Source organism: Pirellulales bacterium (assembly GCA_019636345.1).
GTDB lineage: Bacteria > Planctomycetota > Planctomycetia > Pirellulales > Lacipirellulaceae.
On sequence record JAHBXQ010000002.1, the window covers coordinates 41534 to 57413 of the forward strand.

The 15880-nt window shown below is 66.4% G+C and carries 14 protein-coding genes and 1 tRNA gene; 3 read left to right on the top strand and 12 right to left on the bottom strand.

The features are described from left to right. Positions 1 to 21: 21 nt before the first annotated feature. The 3 genes from KF688_04015 (at position 22) to KF688_04025 (ending at position 2382) form a co-directional block, all read left to right on the top strand. Positions 22 to 408, top strand: a complete 387-nt coding sequence (locus tag KF688_04015) for a helix-turn-helix transcriptional regulator (GenBank protein ID MBX3424826.1) — start codon at positions 22 to 24, stop codon at positions 406 to 408. Beyond that, a complete protein-coding gene (locus KF688_04020) occupies positions 365 to 1831 on the top strand; it encodes an SRPBCC domain-containing protein (GenBank protein MBX3424827.1) in 1467 nt (488 codons plus the stop codon). Before KF688_04015 ends, KF688_04020 begins: the two co-directional genes overlap by 44 nt. Before the next feature lie 68 nt (positions 1832 to 1899). Further along, entirely contained in the window at positions 1900 to 2382 is a 483-nt protein-coding gene (locus KF688_04025) for an SRPBCC family protein (GenBank protein ID MBX3424828.1), read from the top strand. A 52-nt stretch (positions 2383 to 2434) separates the two neighbouring features. Here KF688_04025 and KF688_04030 read toward each other — a convergent pair whose 3' ends face one another. The 12 genes from KF688_04030 to KF688_04085 form a co-directional block, all read right to left on the bottom strand. Next, positions 2435 to 3343 (bottom strand): esterase family protein, encoded by a 909-nt coding sequence (locus tag KF688_04030; protein ID MBX3424829.1) that lies wholly within the window; start codon positions 3341 to 3343, stop codon positions 2435 to 2437. A gap of 122 nt (positions 3344 to 3465) precedes the next feature. Next, positions 3466 to 3540: transfer RNA gene (locus tag KF688_04035), tRNA-Pro, on the bottom strand. A 207-nt stretch (positions 3541 to 3747) separates the two neighbouring features. Beyond that, positions 3748 to 4743, bottom strand: a complete 996-nt coding sequence (locus tag KF688_04040) for a ParB/RepB/Spo0J family partition protein (GenBank protein ID MBX3424830.1) — start codon at positions 4741 to 4743, stop codon at positions 3748 to 3750. Further along, the gene (locus KF688_04045; protein MBX3424831.1) at positions 4736 to 5482 is read right to left on the bottom strand and encodes a ParA family protein; all 747 of its coding nucleotides are present in this window, start codon (positions 5480 to 5482) and stop codon (positions 4736 to 4738) included. Before KF688_04045 ends, KF688_04040 begins: the two co-directional genes overlap by 8 nt. Positions 5483 to 5886: 404 nt before the next feature. Further along, complete coding sequence (locus KF688_04050; protein MBX3424832.1) at positions 5887 to 7248, bottom strand: DUF1015 domain-containing protein; 1362 nt, start codon at positions 7246 to 7248, stop codon at positions 5887 to 5889. A 306-nt stretch (positions 7249 to 7554) separates the two neighbouring features. Beyond that, positions 7555 to 8913 (bottom strand): adenosylhomocysteinase, encoded by a 1359-nt coding sequence (gene ahcY, locus KF688_04055; protein ID MBX3424833.1) that lies wholly within the window; start codon positions 8911 to 8913, stop codon positions 7555 to 7557. Between the two features lie 351 nt (positions 8914 to 9264). Beyond that, the gene (locus KF688_04060) at positions 9265 to 9936 is read right to left on the bottom strand and encodes a hypothetical protein (GenBank protein MBX3424834.1); all 672 of its coding nucleotides are present in this window, start codon (positions 9934 to 9936) and stop codon (positions 9265 to 9267) included. Positions 9937 to 10082: 146 nt separating this feature from the next. Beyond that, positions 10083 to 11165, bottom strand: a complete 1083-nt coding sequence (locus KF688_04065; GenBank protein ID MBX3424835.1) for a class I SAM-dependent methyltransferase — start codon at positions 11163 to 11165, stop codon at positions 10083 to 10085. Between the two features lie 61 nt (positions 11166 to 11226). Then, positions 11227 to 12027, bottom strand: coding sequence for a DUF1295 domain-containing protein (locus tag KF688_04070; GenBank protein MBX3424836.1), 801 nt, complete (start codon positions 12025 to 12027; stop codon positions 11227 to 11229). A gap of 10 nt (positions 12028 to 12037) precedes the next feature. Further along, the gene (locus tag KF688_04075) at positions 12038 to 13159 is read right to left on the bottom strand and encodes a class I SAM-dependent methyltransferase (protein MBX3424837.1); all 1122 of its coding nucleotides are present in this window, start codon (positions 13157 to 13159) and stop codon (positions 12038 to 12040) included. A 140-nt stretch (positions 13160 to 13299) separates the two neighbouring features. After that, positions 13300 to 14133 (bottom strand): DUF1365 domain-containing protein, encoded by an 834-nt coding sequence (locus KF688_04080; protein MBX3424838.1) that lies wholly within the window; start codon positions 14131 to 14133, stop codon positions 13300 to 13302. Continuing rightward, positions 14079 to 15389, bottom strand: coding sequence for an FAD-dependent oxidoreductase (locus KF688_04085; GenBank protein ID MBX3424839.1), 1311 nt, complete (start codon positions 15387 to 15389; stop codon positions 14079 to 14081). Before KF688_04085 ends, KF688_04080 begins: the two co-directional genes overlap by 55 nt. Between the last annotated feature and the right edge of the window lie 491 nt (positions 15390 to 15880).

A 15880-nucleotide genomic window follows, 5' to 3' on the forward strand; every position in this document is an offset into this window, starting at 1 on the left:
GTTAATTAACTGATTGGTTATATGACTGTCACCGACCCCCTCAGCGACGTTTTTTCTGCCCTGGCCGATCCGACCCGGCGGGCGATCCTCGCTCGGTTGGCGTCGGGCGAGGCGACCGTCTCGCAACTCGCCGAGCCGTTCGAGATCAGCCTGCCGGCTGTGACGAAGCACCTCAAGGTGCTCCAGAGGGCCGGGCTGATCACCCGTTCCCGGGTCGCACAGACTCGGCCCTGCCAACTCGCCCCCCAGCCCCTCAAAGACGCCGTCGCCTGGATCGAGACCTACCGCGACCTGTGGGAGGACCGCCTCGATCGCCTGGAAGACTATCTCCATCAACTCAAGGCCCAAGCGGAAGCGAAGACCGATGACGACCGCAGCGAACCAACCGACCCCGACCAGCCGGACTGAGCCTGCCGATCCGCTGGCGATCGTGATCACCCGCGTCTTCTCGGCCCCGAGGGCGCTGGTGTGGCAGGCCCTCACCCAGCCCGAGCACGTCGCCGCCTGGTGGGGGCCGCGCGGGTTTACGGCCACGGTCGAGAAGCTCGACCTGCGTCCCGGCGGCGAGTGGCGGTACGTCATGCACAGCCCCGACGGCAAACATTTTCCTGCGACCGGCGTCTTCAGCGACGTTGTCCCCCCGGAGCGCTACACGACGTCCGACGACTTCGACGACGAGTTCAGGCAGGTCCATGGCGGCGACCTGCCGGGGACGATCGTCACGACCTACGCGCTGGACGACCTGGGGGACGGACTCACGAAGCTGACGATTACGATGGTCCATGAGAGCCTCGAAGATCGCGCGAAGCATCTCCGCCTGGGCGTCGAGGGGGGCTGGAATTCGTCGCTCGATTGCCTGGCCGAGCATGTCGCCGCAATGGCGGGGGACGGCGTCGATCTCGAACGCGACATGGTCGTGCGGCGCACCGTGGCCGCGCCGGCGGACGCCGTGTTCGCCGCGTGGAGCGATCCCCAGGCGATCGTCCAGTGGTGGGGCCCCGACGGGTTCACGACGACGACCAGCGAGTGGGACTTTCGCCCCGGGGGCAGGTGGCGCTACACGATGCACGGCCCCGACGGCGCCGACTATCCGAACCTCGTCGAGTTCGACGAGATCAAGACGAACCGCCGCATCGCCTACCGGCACTCGGGCGAAGGGGATCACGACGACGTCAAGTTCCGCACGGTCGTCACGTTCGAGGAGACGAAATTCGGGACCGAAACGACCCTCCGATCCCGCTTCGCCTCGCGCGCCGAACGCGAGCGCGTCGAGGAGAAGTACCATGCCCTGGAAGGAGGTCGGCAAACCCTCGGCCGACTCTGTCAGCAGGTCGAACCGCGGCCTTCGCTCGACAATCGGTTTCTCATCACGCTCCCCTCGGACGAGGAGGTGCGGATCACTCGCGTGCTGGCCGCGCCGCGGGAGTTGGTGTTCGAGGCAATGACCAAGGCGGAGCACGTTCGCAACTGGTGGGGCTGCGGGGCGTTCGAAATGACCGTTTGCGAAATGGACGTCCGCGTCGGCGGCCAGTGGCGCTACGTCCAGCGAGAGCCGGGGGGGCGCGAACATCCGTTCAAAGGCGAGTACCTCCAGATCGTCGCTCCCGAGCGACTCGTCTACACGTTCGTCTACGACGTCGACATGATCCGCGACTTTCCCGCGGTCGAGACGATCGAACTGGAGGAGCGCGACGGCCTGACGATCGCCACGTGCACGGTCAAGCATCTCAATCGCGAGTCCCGCGACGGCCACCTCTACTCCGGCATGGACTCGGGGGCTCGCGAGTCGATGAACCGACTCGAGACGCTGCTCGAATCGCTCGGGGCGTAGCAAACCCTGGAACCGCGAATCCGCCTCGATCCCTTTCGTCCGACAGTCCGTCACAAGGAAAGCGGCTTATGCTTCCGATCAACCCCGATCTCGACCTAGTTCTCGAACGGGTCGTCGACGTTCCCCCCGAACTCGTCTGGCTCGCCTGGACTCGGCCCGAGCATGTCGTGAAGTGGTTCACCCCGGCGCCATGGCAGACAGTCGCCTGCGAGATCGATCTCCGTCCCGGCGGGGCGTTCGCCACGACCATGCGATCCCCCGAGGGGCAGGAGTTCCCCAACGTCGGCTGTTATCTGGAAATCGTCGAGAATCGTCGCTTGTCCTGGACCAGCGCGCTCGACCCGGGGTTCCGGCCCCGCGACGTGTCGAACGATCCCGTGGCGATGACCGCGATCATCGAACTGGAGCCCCACGAACTGGGGACCCGCTATATCGCGACCGCGCTCCATAGGGATCCCGCCAGCCGCGAGCGACATGAAGCGATGGGCTTCCACGAAGGCTGGGGCAAGGCGCTCGACCAACTCGTGGCCCACGCCAAAACGCTCGGCTGACCCGGCTGCCGTCCGTGCAAAGCCTCCATTCCCAACGGGAATCGCCGGTTCGTCAGTCCCCGGTCCGGAACAGCTTCTGCACGAACCAGTACAACGCCTGCTTCCACTCCGGCGGGTCGTGCCCGTGCGAGGTCACGTGCCAGACGTGGGGGACGTCGTGCTCGCTGAGATGCGCATGCACGTCCTGGCTGATGCGGATCAGTCCGTCCTTGTCGCCGCACGACAGCCACAGCAGCTTCAGCTTCTTGGCCGCGGCCGGGTCGGGCAAGAGCTCAGCGGGCTTCTTCGTGTTCGGCGCCGAGGAGAACCCGCCGACCCAGCCGAACGTGTCGAGGTTCGCCAAGCCGAAGTTGAGCGACTGTCCTCCCCCCATCGACAGCCCGGCCAGGGCCCGATGCTCGCGGTCGGCGACGACGCCGTACCGCGCCTCGATCGCCGGAATGACGTCGTTCAAGAGATCGCGTTCGAACACGGCGAACGCCCCCGCCGAGGCGAAGACGTTCCCCTCGGCCCGATCGTTCTTTTGGGCGCGGCCGTTGGGCATCACCACGATCATGGGGACCGCCTTGTCGTCGGCGATCAGATTGTCGAGCAACACCTCCGGCTGGGCGAACCGCCGCCACTCGGTCTCGTCGCCGCCGATGCCGTGCAGCAGATAGAGCACGGGATATTTCCGCTCCTTGGCGTACCCAGGCGGCGTGTAGACCTGCATCTTTCGCACGGCGCCGACCGTTTTCGAGTCGTACTCGATCATCTCGACTTGGCCATGGGGCACGTCGTCGCGCGGCCTGTCGAACCCGTCCGGCGGCGCCGGGAACGCCGGCACGTCGTCGGCGTTGAGCACGATCGGCCCCCCGAACGGTCTTGGTCGGTTCGCACGCTCCTGCTCCGGCGGAGCCGCCGGCTGGGCGAACGCAGGTGCGGCCAGAGCGAGAACGAGGACGAGCCAGACACGAAACATAGGTGAGTCCTGCGGGCAAGTGAAGCGAAGAGAGTGCGATTGAGAAGTCGCCCCGCCAAGGGGGCGCCGATGCTCGTGTCCAGAGGCGGCCACTGGCCGCTTTGCAAGACATCATGACCAAGTCGGGGCGACAGGATTCGAACCTGCGACCTACTGCTCCCAAAGCAGTCGCGCTAGCCAGACTGCGCCACGCCCCGCGGGTCGGGCGCCGCGCGGGCGCCCAGGTGGCGTTATCGTAAACCCCCGCGGGCTCGGCGGCAATCGCCCGCCGGCGGCGGCCAAGCAGCGTCCGTGCGCCAATCATGGAGAAACGCCGAGGGACGCGGATGAATCCGCCTCGATCGGCGTTCCGTCCGCGTCCCTCGGTTGTTCATTGGTCGGCAAAGAATCGCCTGGGCGCCTCGTCAGCCGACCTGCGTTGCGCCGCCCGCGCTTTGTTGGTTGAGGATCGCCCGCAGGCGGTCGAACTCCTCGTGGCTCGCGAAGTGGATCGTGATCCGACCTTTGCCCTTGGCCGACTGCTTCAACTCGACCTTTGTCCCCAGGGCGAGCCGCAGTTGTTCCTCGAGGTCGCGAACGTGTTGGCTCGGCTGCACCGGCGCGGGGCGGCTGTTTCCCTCAGAGTCGACCACGGAGAGCCCGCCGTCGAGATTGCGGATGAGGTCCTGCACCTGCTGCTCGGTCGCGCGGACCGACAGCGACTCCTTGGCGATTCGCAGGGCGAAGGCGATCTGCTCTCCCTCGTCCCCCAGCGGCAACAGCGCGCGGGCGTGGCCGGCGCTGATGGCGCCTTCGCCGATCATGCGCTTCACTTCGCTCGGCAGCTCCAGCAGGCGGACCAGGTTGGCCACGGTCGAGCGGTCGATGTTCAGGCGCGAGGCGAGCTCCTCCTGCGTGCACTGGTACTCCTCCAGATAGCGCTGGAACGAGGTCGCCTTTTCGATCGCGTTGAGATCCTTGCGCTGGATGTTTTCGACGATCGCCAACTCGGCCATCTCGCGATCGGCGACCTGCTTCACTAGGATCGGCACGCGCTCCCAGCCAGCCATCTGCGCGGCGCGCAAGCGGCGCTCGCCGGCGATGATTTGATACCGACCGGCGTAGGCCCGCACCACGATCGGCTGCAGAAAGCCGTGCGTACGGATGCTGTCGCACAGGTCGGCGATCTCGGCTTCGTCGAACTGCGTCCGGGGCTGGTAGGGGTTGCGATCGATCGCCTCGAGCGGCAGCCACTGCTGGCCGTCGTCGCTGCGGGTGAGATCGCTCGGCGGCGGCGTCGAAGGCGACCCGATCGAATCGATCACGTAGCTCGGCGGGATCGGCTCGTTCGCCGGCGGCGCCTCGAACGACCGGCCCAACAAAGCCTCCAACCCGCGTCCCAGACGTCGTTGATTAGACACGCTCCAGCACCTCCTGGCACAGTTCCACGTAGGCTCGCGCGCCCCGCGAACGGGGGGCGTAGTCGATCACCGAGCGTCCGTGACTCGGCGATTCGCTGACGGCCACGTCCCGTGGAATCACAGTTTGATAGACGATGTCCCCAAAAAAGTCGCGAACGTCGCGATCGACCTCGGCGGTCAGTTCCAGCGCGGGGTCGTGCATGGTGAGAAGGATCCCCCCGAACTCTAATCGGCTATTCGTCCGGCCGATCACCTGTCGGATTACCTCGATCATCTGCGTGAGCCCTTCCATGGCGAAGTACTCGCATTGGATCGGCATCAGCACCTCGCTGGCGCTGGCGAGCGCGGTGCGGGTGAGCGCCCCGAGCGAGGGGGGGCAGTCGATAAGCACCGCGTCGAACGACCCCAGGCTGCCCGCCAGATGGGTCGCCAGCATCAGGCTGCGCGAGTCGCTCGAGTTGGCCAGCGCATCGACGTCCTCGAAGCTGCGGGCCCCCGGCAAGAGCCACAGGTTGGGCTGATAGGTCTCGACGAACGATTCCCGCAGCGGGCGCGATTCGACAAGCGCGTGTCGCGGCGTCGGTTGCTGACCTAGCCCCGTGGTCGCATTGCACTGCGGGTCGAGATCCACAAGCAGGGTCTTGCGTCCCGCGATGGCGACGGCGCACGCCAAGTTGAGCGCGGTCGTCGTCTTGCCGACCCCCCCCTTCTGATTGGCGACGCAAATGACGCGGGGCATGGGGGAGGCGTAGTAGGAGGAGGGGAGGCGTGGGCTGCGGGGTGCGCGACTCCGAGCGCCGACGCGTCTCGGCTCGGAGGAGCCCAAGATCGACATGCAGTCTCTTCCGAGCCGGTGAGCGTCAGCTCCCGGAGCGGCGGGGATTGTAGGATTCCCCCCGCCCCCACCCAACGGCAGTTGCGCCGCGAGCGAGCCGTTCCACGTGGAACAAACTGCCGAGACTTCCCCTGCGTCGTGTTTCACGTGGAACGCTTAAGCTGCGCCTGCCGCGCCGGAGACGCAGTTTACCCAATGCGTTTCACGGGAAACATGCGATGGGGGCTGGAACGGCGAGGGAGGATTTCCCAAGGCGCGCCGCGGGCGGGGGCGCCGCAGCTCGCCTCCTCGATCCTGCCGGTGCAGGATCACTCGATCGGGTTGAGCACCAAGCCGCTGAGGAGCTTGGGGTAGAAGTAGGTGCTCTTGGCCGGCATCCGTTCGCCGGCGTTGGAGATCGCGCGGATGTGGTCGACGGTGGCAGGCATCACCAGGGCGGCCAAGTTGAATCGACCTCCGCTCCCCTCCTGGCCAGTAAGATCGCGCCCCGCCGAGTCCCCCTCGCGGAGACTTGCCGGCGCCTCGGCCAGCGCCCGCAGGTACTTGGGCGCCGGCAGATTCGGAAGGTCCAACAGCGTGTCCACGACCAAGCGGTGGAGCAGACTCACCCCCAGACCCTGCCAGTCGGCGCAGTGGTCGGTCGAGATCTCGGCCATCTTCGCCAGCCCGGCGGGAGTGATTCGGGCCAGGGTCCAGGCGTCGTCCTCGGCCGTGTAGAACCCAAAGGTCCCCTGCTGGCCCTCGGTCTCGATTTCCTCCCACAGCGTGAGCGCCCGGTCGGGGCAGTGTCCGGCGGGTTCGGTCGTGAAGCAGTTCCCGAGCTTCGCGGTCAGTTCGCCCGCCGTGAGGGCCGGCACGCCGCGGAACAACCGGTGCGTCGGCAGCACCAACATCCCGGGATCGCTCATGGATACGCACATCATCAGGACGAAGTTCGCCGGATGCTCGCCGTCGAACGGCTTGCCTGCGGCGGCGTACTCTGCGGCGACGTGGTCGCGCAGGTTGAGCGCCGTCTCGTAGCGATGGTGCCCGTCGGCGATGTAAACCGGCCGCCCCCCCATCGCCTTAGTGACCTGGGTGATGACGCTTACGTCGCTCACCGGCCAAATGCGGTGGACGACCCCCAGGTGGTCGGTCGCCTCGAGCGGGGTGACGCCGATGATCGCCGCTTCGAGGATACTTTGCGCTTCGTTCGCGTCGTCGGGGTACAGGCCGAAGATTTGGCTGAGGTTCGCCCGGCAGGCGTTCCATAGATTGAACCGGTCGGCCTTGGCGCCTCCGTGGGTCTCTTCGTGGGGATGGATGTTCCCCTCGCCGAACTTCTCGAGCCGCACGCGGGCCATGAAGCCGCGGCGGGTGAAGGTCTGGCCTCCCTCGTCGAACGTCTGGTGATAGACGTAGATCGCCGGCGCCCCCTCGGTGAACAGCACCCCCTCGCGCTGCCACTGCTTGAGAAACCTAGCGGCGCGGGTGTAGCGGTTGCTCGACTCGTCGTCCCCCGGCTCGTCCCGGTTGAGGATCAGCCGCACGACCCCCGCGGGGTGTTTCTTGTACAACTCCTCTTGGAGCGCGGGGTCGATGACGTCGTACGGCGGCGCGATGACGTCCGACAGCGAACCGACGTGACCAAGGTCGTAACGGATACCGCGAAAGGCGACGATGTCGGGCATGGGGGGCGGAGAGGTAAGAAGTCGGAGGGACCGTGGTTCAAGACCGGGGCCCACGCCCCGAACTCACATCGCTTGTGCAGCTTGACGCCCGTCGCGAACCGAGGGCGCCACGAAGCGAGCAAGACCGGATAGTCTAAGCGAGACGCCCTCCGCCTTGAATCCCCTGAATGCGACGACGCGACCTCTCCGCAGGCGCAAAAAAAAACAGCCGCCGGCGCTAGGCGCAGGCGGCTGGATTGGACGTTGCGGTTGACAATCCCGCCGATTACGACCGGGGGATCGCGTCACTCGGCCGGAACGCGCCAATCAATACCGGTAGTAGTCCGGCTTGAACGGCCCCTCGGCGGGGATGCCGAGGTAGTCGGCCTGCTTCGGGGTGAGCTTGGTGAGCTTGACCCCTAGTTTGCCGAGGTGAAGCCGGGCGACCTCTTCGTCGAGCACCTTGGGCAGGACGTGGACCCCCAGCGGGTACTCCTCGGGGTGTTGCCACAGGGCCAGTTGGGCGAGCACCTGGTTGGTGAAGCTCGCGCTCATGACGAACGACGGGTGGCCGGTCGCGCAGCCGAGGTTCACCAGCCGCCCTTCGGCCAACACCAGGATCGACCGGCCGCTGTCCTTGAAGGTGTACTTGTCGACCGCCCCGACCTCGGCCGGCTTGATCCGATCTTTGGTCGCGCGGCCCGCCTTCACCTCGCCGTTGATCCAGGCCATGTCGATCTCCAGGTCGAAGTGGCCGATGTTGCAGACGATCGCGTCGTTCTTCATCTGCTTGATGTGCTCGCCGGTGATGATGTCGCGGCAGCCGGTCGTGGTGACGAAGAGATCGCCCTGCGAGGCGGCCTCCTCCATGGTGGTCACTTCGTACCCTTCCATGGCGGCTTGCAGGGCGTTGATCGGATCGATCTCGGTGACGAGCACCCGAGCGCCGAGGGCCTTCATCGAGTGGGCCGAGCCCTTGCCCACGTCGCCGTAACCGGCGACGACGACCACCTTGCCGGCGATCATCACGTCGGTCGCCCGCTTGATGCCGTCGGCCAGCGATTCGCGGCAGCCGTAGAGGTTGTCGAACTTGCTCTTCGTGCACGAGTCGTTGACGTTGATCGCGGGGACTTTCAACTCGCCGCGCTCATGCATTTGGTAGAGCCGGTGGACCCCCGTGGTCGTCTCTTCCGACAGGCCCTTGATGTTCTCCAACAACTCGGGGTACTTGTTGTGGACCATGGCGGTCAGATCGCCGCCGTCGTCGAGGATCATGTTGAGCGGCTCGCCGCCGGGGAAGAACAGCGTCTGCTCGATGCACCAGTCGAACTCTTGCTCGGTCATCCCCTTCCAGGCGTAGACCGGAATCCCCGCCTTGGCGATCGCGCAGGCGGCGTGATCCTGGGTGCTGAAGATGTTGCAGCTGCTCCAGGTCACCTCGGCGCCAAGCTCGGCAAGGGTCTCGATCAACACGGCGGTCTGGATCGTCATGTGGAGACAGCCGGCGACCCGCGCGCCGGCGAGCGGCTTCGAGGCGCCGTATTTCTTGCGCAGGGCCATCAGGCCCGGCATTTCGTTCTCGGCAAGCTCGATCTCTTGCCGGCCCCACTTGGCGAGCTTCTCGAACTGCTCGGGACTGCAATCGAGGACCTTGTACGGCAGGCGTTCGGTTTCAACTTGAGCCACGGCGGCACGCTCCATCAAACGAAGGAAGGGAAATGACATTCGCCCGAAGCGGGTCGCGAGGAGGCGCCGCACGAGCGATTAGTGAACATGCGTTTAGTCGTGAGCGACGGCAAGCGAACGGCGGAGGCGCCGATCAAAGAGGTGCGGGGCATCCCTCCCCGTCGAAGCGAGGGGAGCGCCGCAGCCTTGCCGCCATGGTAGGACTCCAACCGGGCGACGGTCAGCAAGCGTCACGACTCGTACAGTTTATCCGGCCGGCCCGACCTGTGGCAAGCCGCCGACACGAGACGAACCGGAGACGGCGGCTTCGGGTTCACCCAGTTGGCGTCGTATTTTCCCCGGCTGGGGGCGTTACTCGACCAGCGTCGCGGCGGCGTCGGGCGTCAACCTCGGGACCTCCTGGAGAGCGGGGATGAGGACGGGAGCTGCCTGGCCCGGCCAACCTTGTCCCATACCCGTTCCGGAGGGGAACGTGCGACCGACTGCCGGCGCCGGCCGCAATTGGGGATCGGCTCCCGCCAGCCCCCGGGCGTCCAGCCGCAATCGCGTGGCGAGCTCGCGCGCCTGATCGGCCTGGGCGTACAGGCCGAGATCTTCCATCCGCGCGGCGGACTCGTCGGTACGGCGGGCCGCATCGCGGAGGACGCGAACATGTTGCAGATCGTGACGTGCAAGTGGCGCCGGTGCGGGAGGTCGTTCGGCAGCGGACGCATCGCGACGGGTCGTCGGTCGCGGGGTCGCGGGGGGCGGGTCGAGAGGCATCACCTGATCCACCAACGGTCCGCCGAGTTGCCGCTGCACTTTCATCAGCAACTCGGCCTCGGCGGGGGCGAGCTTCCGCCATGCCTCCTGCACCTCGGGTTCGGTCGCGCTCGGCTCATACGGCGAGACGGGCGCCGGCTCGATGGCCGTTCGCGGCAGAGTCGGATTGACGGTCGGTTGGTCGCCCCGAGCCGTCCCCGCGGCCAGACAAGCGGCGATCGCGAGCGACGCCCAGCGATCAGAGAACAACGGCACCGGCATGACGACGCTCCGCGGGATGACGAATCTGGCGAGCGGGCGCGAAATCGCGACCAACGTCCCGCCAGTTTACGCGATTCTGCCGCAGAGGACCACCGCGGGCTAGCGCGTTGTCCGCCCGAAACTTAGCCTGTGCCAAAGCGCTCGTGCTAGCTGCGAGCCGACTTCGCCAGCAAGTGGTGCGTCACCAGCCACTCGCGCCCCGCGTCCCAGGCGAACAGTTCCTCGCACGCCATGACGAACATCCGCCAGCGTTGCCGCTGTCGCTGCGCCGCGGCGCGGGACATGTCCTTTGTGAAACGTGAAACGACGTCGTCGCGCCGCTCGTCGAGATTCTCCAGCCATGCTCGGCAGGTGCGAGCGTAGTGCGTGCCGGGGACGTCCCACCGCTGGAGCAACTCAAACGGCCCCGCGACGTGCTCGAACAAGTCGGCCGGCGGCATCGCCCCGCCGGTAAAAAAGTGGCGGGCCATCCAATCGCTCGTCCCGGCATCGACGAACCGGTAGAACAACTCGCGATGGCAGAAGATATGGACCAGCAGCCGCCCGTCGTCAGCCAACAGCGGGCCGATTCCGCAAAGCAGTGCATCGACGTTCCGCAGGTGCTCGAACATCTCGACCGAGACGATTCGATCGAATTGCCCCAGAGTGTGCCAAAGAGTCCGGGAGTCCGAGGCTCCGCCGAGGCGTTTAGGTTCAGGGCGACACAGGTCGGCGACGTTGCCGACGTGATGGACGAGGTTTGACAGTCCCCGATCCCGGGCCTGTTGCAGGACGAACTCGTGCTGCGTGCGGCTGTTCGAGACGGCGACGATCTCGGCGCCGGGGTACTGCTCGGCGAGCCACAGCGACAGCGACCCCCAGCCGCACCCCAGGTCCAGGATCCGCTGCCCGTCGGCAAGTTCCGCGCGGCGAGACGTGAGGGCGAGCATTGCCTCCTCGGCCGCAGCGAGGTTGGCCGTCCCGGGTTCCCACAGGCAGCCGCTGTATTTCAGCCGCGGGCCGAGCATGTGCTGAAACAGCTCGGTCGGCGCCTCGTAGTGCTGTGCCCGTGCGGCGTCGGTCGCCTCGGCGATCGGCCCTGCGGCAAATTGCTCGCGGAGTCGGACGAGCCGGTCGCTGCTCGCGGCATGGAGCCGCTCGGTCCGCAACCGCTCGGCCAGCAGCCGACGAATTCCCGTCCTTACGGCTCGATCGGGAACCACGCGTCGTTCGGCAAGTTCAATCAACATAGGAACGGTCCTGAGATCGGGGCGACGCGAACGAGCCAGACAATGCGTTTGGGGAACCGATTCAGCGGCCGGAACGGCGTGGAAACCACGGCACGAATGCGCTGGTGGTGCGCTGGTACTCGCGATATTCCTCCCCGCGGGTGGCGAGGGCTTGGCGTTCAGTCGGCGGAATGCCGGTGACGAACAGCAGCAGGTACAGCAGTCCCCCGGCGATTGCCACGGGGACCCACCACCCCGGCGAAGCCCCGGCGAGCGGCGCGTAGCTGCACCAGTGGAGCCACTCGAAGAAGTAATTGGGATGCCGCGAGTATCGCCACAGGCCGCGGCGGCAGGTCTTGCCGTCGCGGGCCGGGTCGCGCTTGAACGCCGCCAACTGGCGATCGGCGGCTGCAGCGCCGCCGAGGCCGATCGCCCAGGTCGCGACGGCGATCGCAATCAGCCACGCCGCGGGGGGCTCGGGCGAACGGGCCACGGCCAGCGCGTTGCCGGCGAACGCCCACGCCGCCACGGCTTGCATTTGGAAGAACCAGAACAGCTTGCGATCGGCGTTGGCCCCCCAATTGGCGCGCAGGGTGCGATAGCGTCCTTCCTCGGGATGGCCCACGACGCGGCGATACAAGTAAGCGGTAAGCCGCAGCGACCAAGCGCCGAGCATCCCGGCGACGACCGCCCGCAGCCACGGCTCCCCTGCCGGCCATGAGGCGTAGAAAACCGCCAGTACGCCGATCGTTCCAGACCACGCTAGGTCGACGATGCCCGCGTTTTCGGTGCGCCGTTGAACGACCCACAGAGCGGTCATTCCCGCTGACGCGGCGCACAGGCCGATTGCGAGAGGAACGAGGGTGTCGGAGACGGAGGGCATGCCGCGGCGCTCAACGGGCGTCTGGTTTGGCCAGCGCGATCTGCGCCAGCCCGATCAACCGCCGGGCGAATCCCGCGGCGCAATAACACAAGTAGTAGTCCCAGGTCCTCACGAACCGGTCGTCAAATCCCAGCTCGGCGATCCGCTCGCGGGCGGCGAAGAAACGCTCCCGCCAGGCGACCAGCGTCCGGGCGTAGTCCCCCGCAAAATCGACGCACTCGACGAGCCGCAGATCGGTTCGTCGCCCGAGCGCCCGGTGGATCGCCCCGAGCGAGGGGAGGTGTCCTCCGGGGAAGACGTACTTCTGGATGTAGTCGACGCGGCGTCGATAGCCGTCGTAACGCTGATCGGGGATCGTGATCGCCTGCAGCGCCATTTTTCCGGCGGGTTTGAGCAGTTCGCTGCACTTGGCAAAGAACCCGCCGAGGTACTCGTGTCCCACAGCTTCGATCATCTCGATCGAAACGAGCTTGTCGAATCGCCCGTGAAAGTCGCGATAGTCGCAGAATCGCAACTCGACCCGGTCGCCGAGCCTCGCGCGGGCGATCCGACGTTGGGCGAATTCCAGTTGCTCGCGCGAGATCGTTATCCCTGTTACGCGGCAGCCAAAGTTCGTCGCCGCGTACTCGGCGAACCCGCCCCAGCCGCAGCCGATCTCGGCGACATGGTCCCGGGGGGAGAGATCCAGCAGCCGACAAATGCGCTCGTACTTGGCGGATTGCGCCGCGGCAAGATCGGTCTGCGGCGACTCGAACAGGCCGCACGAGTAAGTCATCGACGGATCGAGCAGCGTCGCGAAAAACTCGTTGCTGAGATCGTAGTGAGCGTGAATGTTGGCGCGACTGCCGCGGCGGGTGTTGCGGCGAGCGAGTCGCAATGCGAAGTTGCCGAACGTTGCTGCGAGCGAACCCGGGCCGAACCGACGCGGCTCGGCAGCTGCGCCGGCGAGCGTCGTCAGCAGCGGCAGGAGGTCGGGCGTCGTCCACCACCCGGCGAGATACGCCTCGGCGAACCCCAGATTGCCGCGCGAAGCGGTCGACCGCCAAAACCTCGGGTCGACGACGGTCAACTCGGCGGCAGCGTCGCGGTCAGCGCCGCAGAGTGTCTCGCCCTGCTCGTCGCGCAGACGCACTGCGGAGCCCGACGGCGAATTCAAGGCGGCGAGCACGGCCCGCCGCGCGACTCGATCGACGAGCGACAACTGCGACGCGGTGTGCGGTGCGCCGAAGAAGCGGTCGCTCGACTGCGCCTGGCGCCGCGACCGCCCATGGTTCACATCCGTCGAGGCGTCGCCGGCCGACGGGGTGCATTCGCGGGAGTCGCATTGCGGGGATGGGGGTAGTACCGACATCGTTTCTTCCACAATCGAAACGCCTGCCAATAGATCGCGCCAAGCGTCTGCAGGCCGGAGACGGGGAATCTTGCCAACTGAGTCGCTAGCCGCCAGTCGTTCCAAGGGATTCGCTCCAAGTTCAAGGCGGCGGTGAACGGGGGTCGGTCCGCGGCGACGCTGCGAATCGCCACTCGCAGTCGCTCGCCGGGCAATGTCACCCTCCAGCAGTAGTCGGCGGCCAGGTCCATAAACGGCGAGACATGGAAGTCCTTGCGGTGGCGAAACCGCAGTTCTGCGCTGGCGTTCACTCGGTCGGCGGGTTCTCGCTGATCGATGAAGTCCAACACGTACAGCCGGCGTTCGTTCCACGGGGTGTTGCTCACCTCGGCGACGACTGCGGTCGGCTGCTCGCTTGTTCGCTGGCCGCAGAAGAACAGATTCAGCGGACTGAAAAACTGCCCGAAGTGTCGTAATTGCGTCAAGACCCGCACCGGGCCGGGGGGGAGTTCCCGACTTAGCGCCTGTCCGGCATAACGCCGCACCGCGCCGGCGAGTTCTGCGGGCGAGCACGCTCCCAAAAGCTTTGGAGAGTGATCCTCGGTCCGAAAGCTCGCCGGCGCGAACCGGGCCGTCGAGAACAACCAGCTTCGCCGCGCCAGCGAATCGACCTCTTCGAGATCGAGGTACGCCATCGCCGCAGGGTAGCGAAACCGGTGGGTTACGGCGCCGCGACGAGCGTGGAGGACCGTTCCGCGGTAGAGGCAACTGTGCATGAGGTGAAATCGTCGAGGAAAACGCCCCAGCGGCGACATGCCGTCAGGGCGCTGGTGACGCCGTCCTCGTGGAAGCCGCTCCCCCAATAAGCCCCGGCGAATACGACCCGACCGTCGGCGTGGAGCGAGTCGTGCCGGGCCTGGGCCGCAAGCGACTCATGAGTATACAGCGGGTGCGCGAAGGAGAACTCGGCGAGATAGTGCTCGGGGGCGACCTCGCGGGGCGGGTTGAGCGTCAAGCAGATCGGCCCCGGGGCGCCGAGGCGCTGCAAGCGATTGAGGTCGTAGGTCACCGCGACCGGACGTCGCGGGTCGCCGGTCGCCAGATAGTTCCAACTCGCCCAGGCACGACGGCGCCTCGGCAAGAAGCTTGCGTCGGTGTGCAGGACAGCGCGGTTCGGATGATAGGGAAAGGCAGACAAAGCGTTCCGCTCGTCGGGGGTCGCGTCGGCAAGCATCGCCAGCGTCTGCGGGGCATGAGTCGCCAGGACTGCTCCGTCGAAACGCTCGGGGTCGCCCCCTTGGGGCGTGATCTCGACGCCGTTCCCGGCTCGCACAACGCGCTCGACGGGCGTCTCGACACGCACTCGCCCGGCGGCGGTCAGAGGCCTCGCAAGGGCTTCGACGTATCGTCGCGAACCTCCGGGGACCGTCATCCACTGCGGCCGATTCCGCAAATCTAAAAGACCGTGATTTTGGAAGAACCGCAGCAAGAACGCCGCCGGGAATGCGGCGACGTCCTCGGCCGGGGCCGACCAAATGGCCGCGGTCATCGGCAGGAGGTAGTGGCGCCAGAAGCAGTCTCCGACGCCGCACGAGTCGACGAACTCGAGCAGCGTGACCCCAGCCGTCGGATCCGCCTGCCGTGCGCGCCGGTTGAATCGCAAGATATCGGCCAGCATCCGCCAGAATCGCGGGCGGAGCAGATTGCCTCGCTGGGCGAACAGCCCGTCGAGCGAGCTCCCTTGGTACTCGAAGTCCTCGCCGTCGCTGCGAACCGCGAAACTCATGTCGCTCGCCTGGGGCGAGATCCCCAGCAGCCGCAGCAACCGCAGAAAATTGGGATAGGTCCGGTCGTTGAAGACCATGAACCCCACGTCGGCGGCCAGCGGACGGTCGTAGGCGACGAAGTCGACCGTTTGGGCGTGTCCCCCGAGCGAAGCGCCCGCCTCGAACAGCGTCACATCGTGATGCGCGGCAAGAAGCCGGGCCGCCGTCAAACCGCTCACTCCAGCTCCGACGACGGCGATACGCATGAATGGCTCGAGCAGGGTGATCGAACGCCGCGAAATGGTCGCGACCGGGGCAGTCAACTCGGGGTTCAGCTGGGCGAAGACTTCGGGGCCCGCTGCCCGTTTCGGCCCAACCGTAAAATTCAGCAGGTCGTCAACTGGCCTTTTCGACGCTTTGAGAGGGGGCTCCTGCTGAGGGGCTCAGGGGGTTCGGATGTCACCGCGTTGCGGATTCAATTTTCCGCAGGCTTTGCGACCTGCACGCGTCGACGCACGAGATCGCTCCCCCAACCGTGTGCTGAAACGGGGGATTGGCTCGCGGACCAAGACCAAGTCCCCTGAAAGTTTCGCACCGTGAGCATGCCTGGACCCACTTCCAAGAAAGGTCATTCGCCCGATCGTGCATCTCTCCCGCGAGCGCCCCAAATCCTCCCCAGTTTCTTTAGACGAGGCGAAGCTCATAACCTCGCGTCCCGTTCGTCTCGTCCCCCGCGGCAAAGTCCGGGATTTTCACG

Excerpts from the sequence above, each read along its gene's own strand:
- KF688_04080 (MBX3424838.1), bottom strand. The coding sequence starts at position 14,133 with ATGCACAGTTGCCTCTACCGCGGAACGGTCCTCCACGCTCGTCGCGGC.
- KF688_04045 (MBX3424831.1), bottom strand. The coding sequence starts at position 5,482 with ATGCCCCGCGTCATTTGCGTCGCCAATCAGAAGGGGGGGGTCGGCAAG.
- KF688_04085 (MBX3424839.1), bottom strand. The coding sequence starts at position 15,389 with ATGCGTATCGCCGTCGTCGGAGCTGGAGTGAGCGGTTTGACGGCGGCC.
- KF688_04050 (MBX3424832.1), bottom strand. The coding sequence starts at position 7,248 with ATGCCCGACATCGTCGCCTTTCGCGGTATCCGTTACGACCTTGGTCAC.
- KF688_04065 (MBX3424835.1), bottom strand. The coding sequence starts at position 11,165 with ATGTTGATTGAACTTGCCGAACGACGCGTGGTTCCCGATCGAGCCGTA.
- KF688_04070 (MBX3424836.1), bottom strand. The coding sequence starts at position 12,027 with ATGCCCTCCGTCTCCGACACCCTCGTTCCTCTCGCAATCGGCCTGTGC.
- KF688_04060 (MBX3424834.1), bottom strand. The coding sequence starts at position 9,936 with ATGCCGGTGCCGTTGTTCTCTGATCGCTGGGCGTCGCTCGCGATCGCC.
- KF688_04030 (MBX3424829.1), bottom strand. The coding sequence starts at position 3,343 with ATGTTTCGTGTCTGGCTCGTCCTCGTTCTCGCTCTGGCCGCACCTGCG.
- KF688_04020 (MBX3424827.1), top strand. The coding sequence starts at position 365 with ATGACGACCGCAGCGAACCAACCGACCCCGACCAGCCGGACTGAGCCT.
- KF688_04015 (MBX3424826.1), top strand. The coding sequence starts at position 22 with ATGACTGTCACCGACCCCCTCAGCGACGTTTTTTCTGCCCTGGCCGAT.
- KF688_04025 (MBX3424828.1), top strand. The coding sequence starts at position 1,900 with ATGCTTCCGATCAACCCCGATCTCGACCTAGTTCTCGAACGGGTCGTC.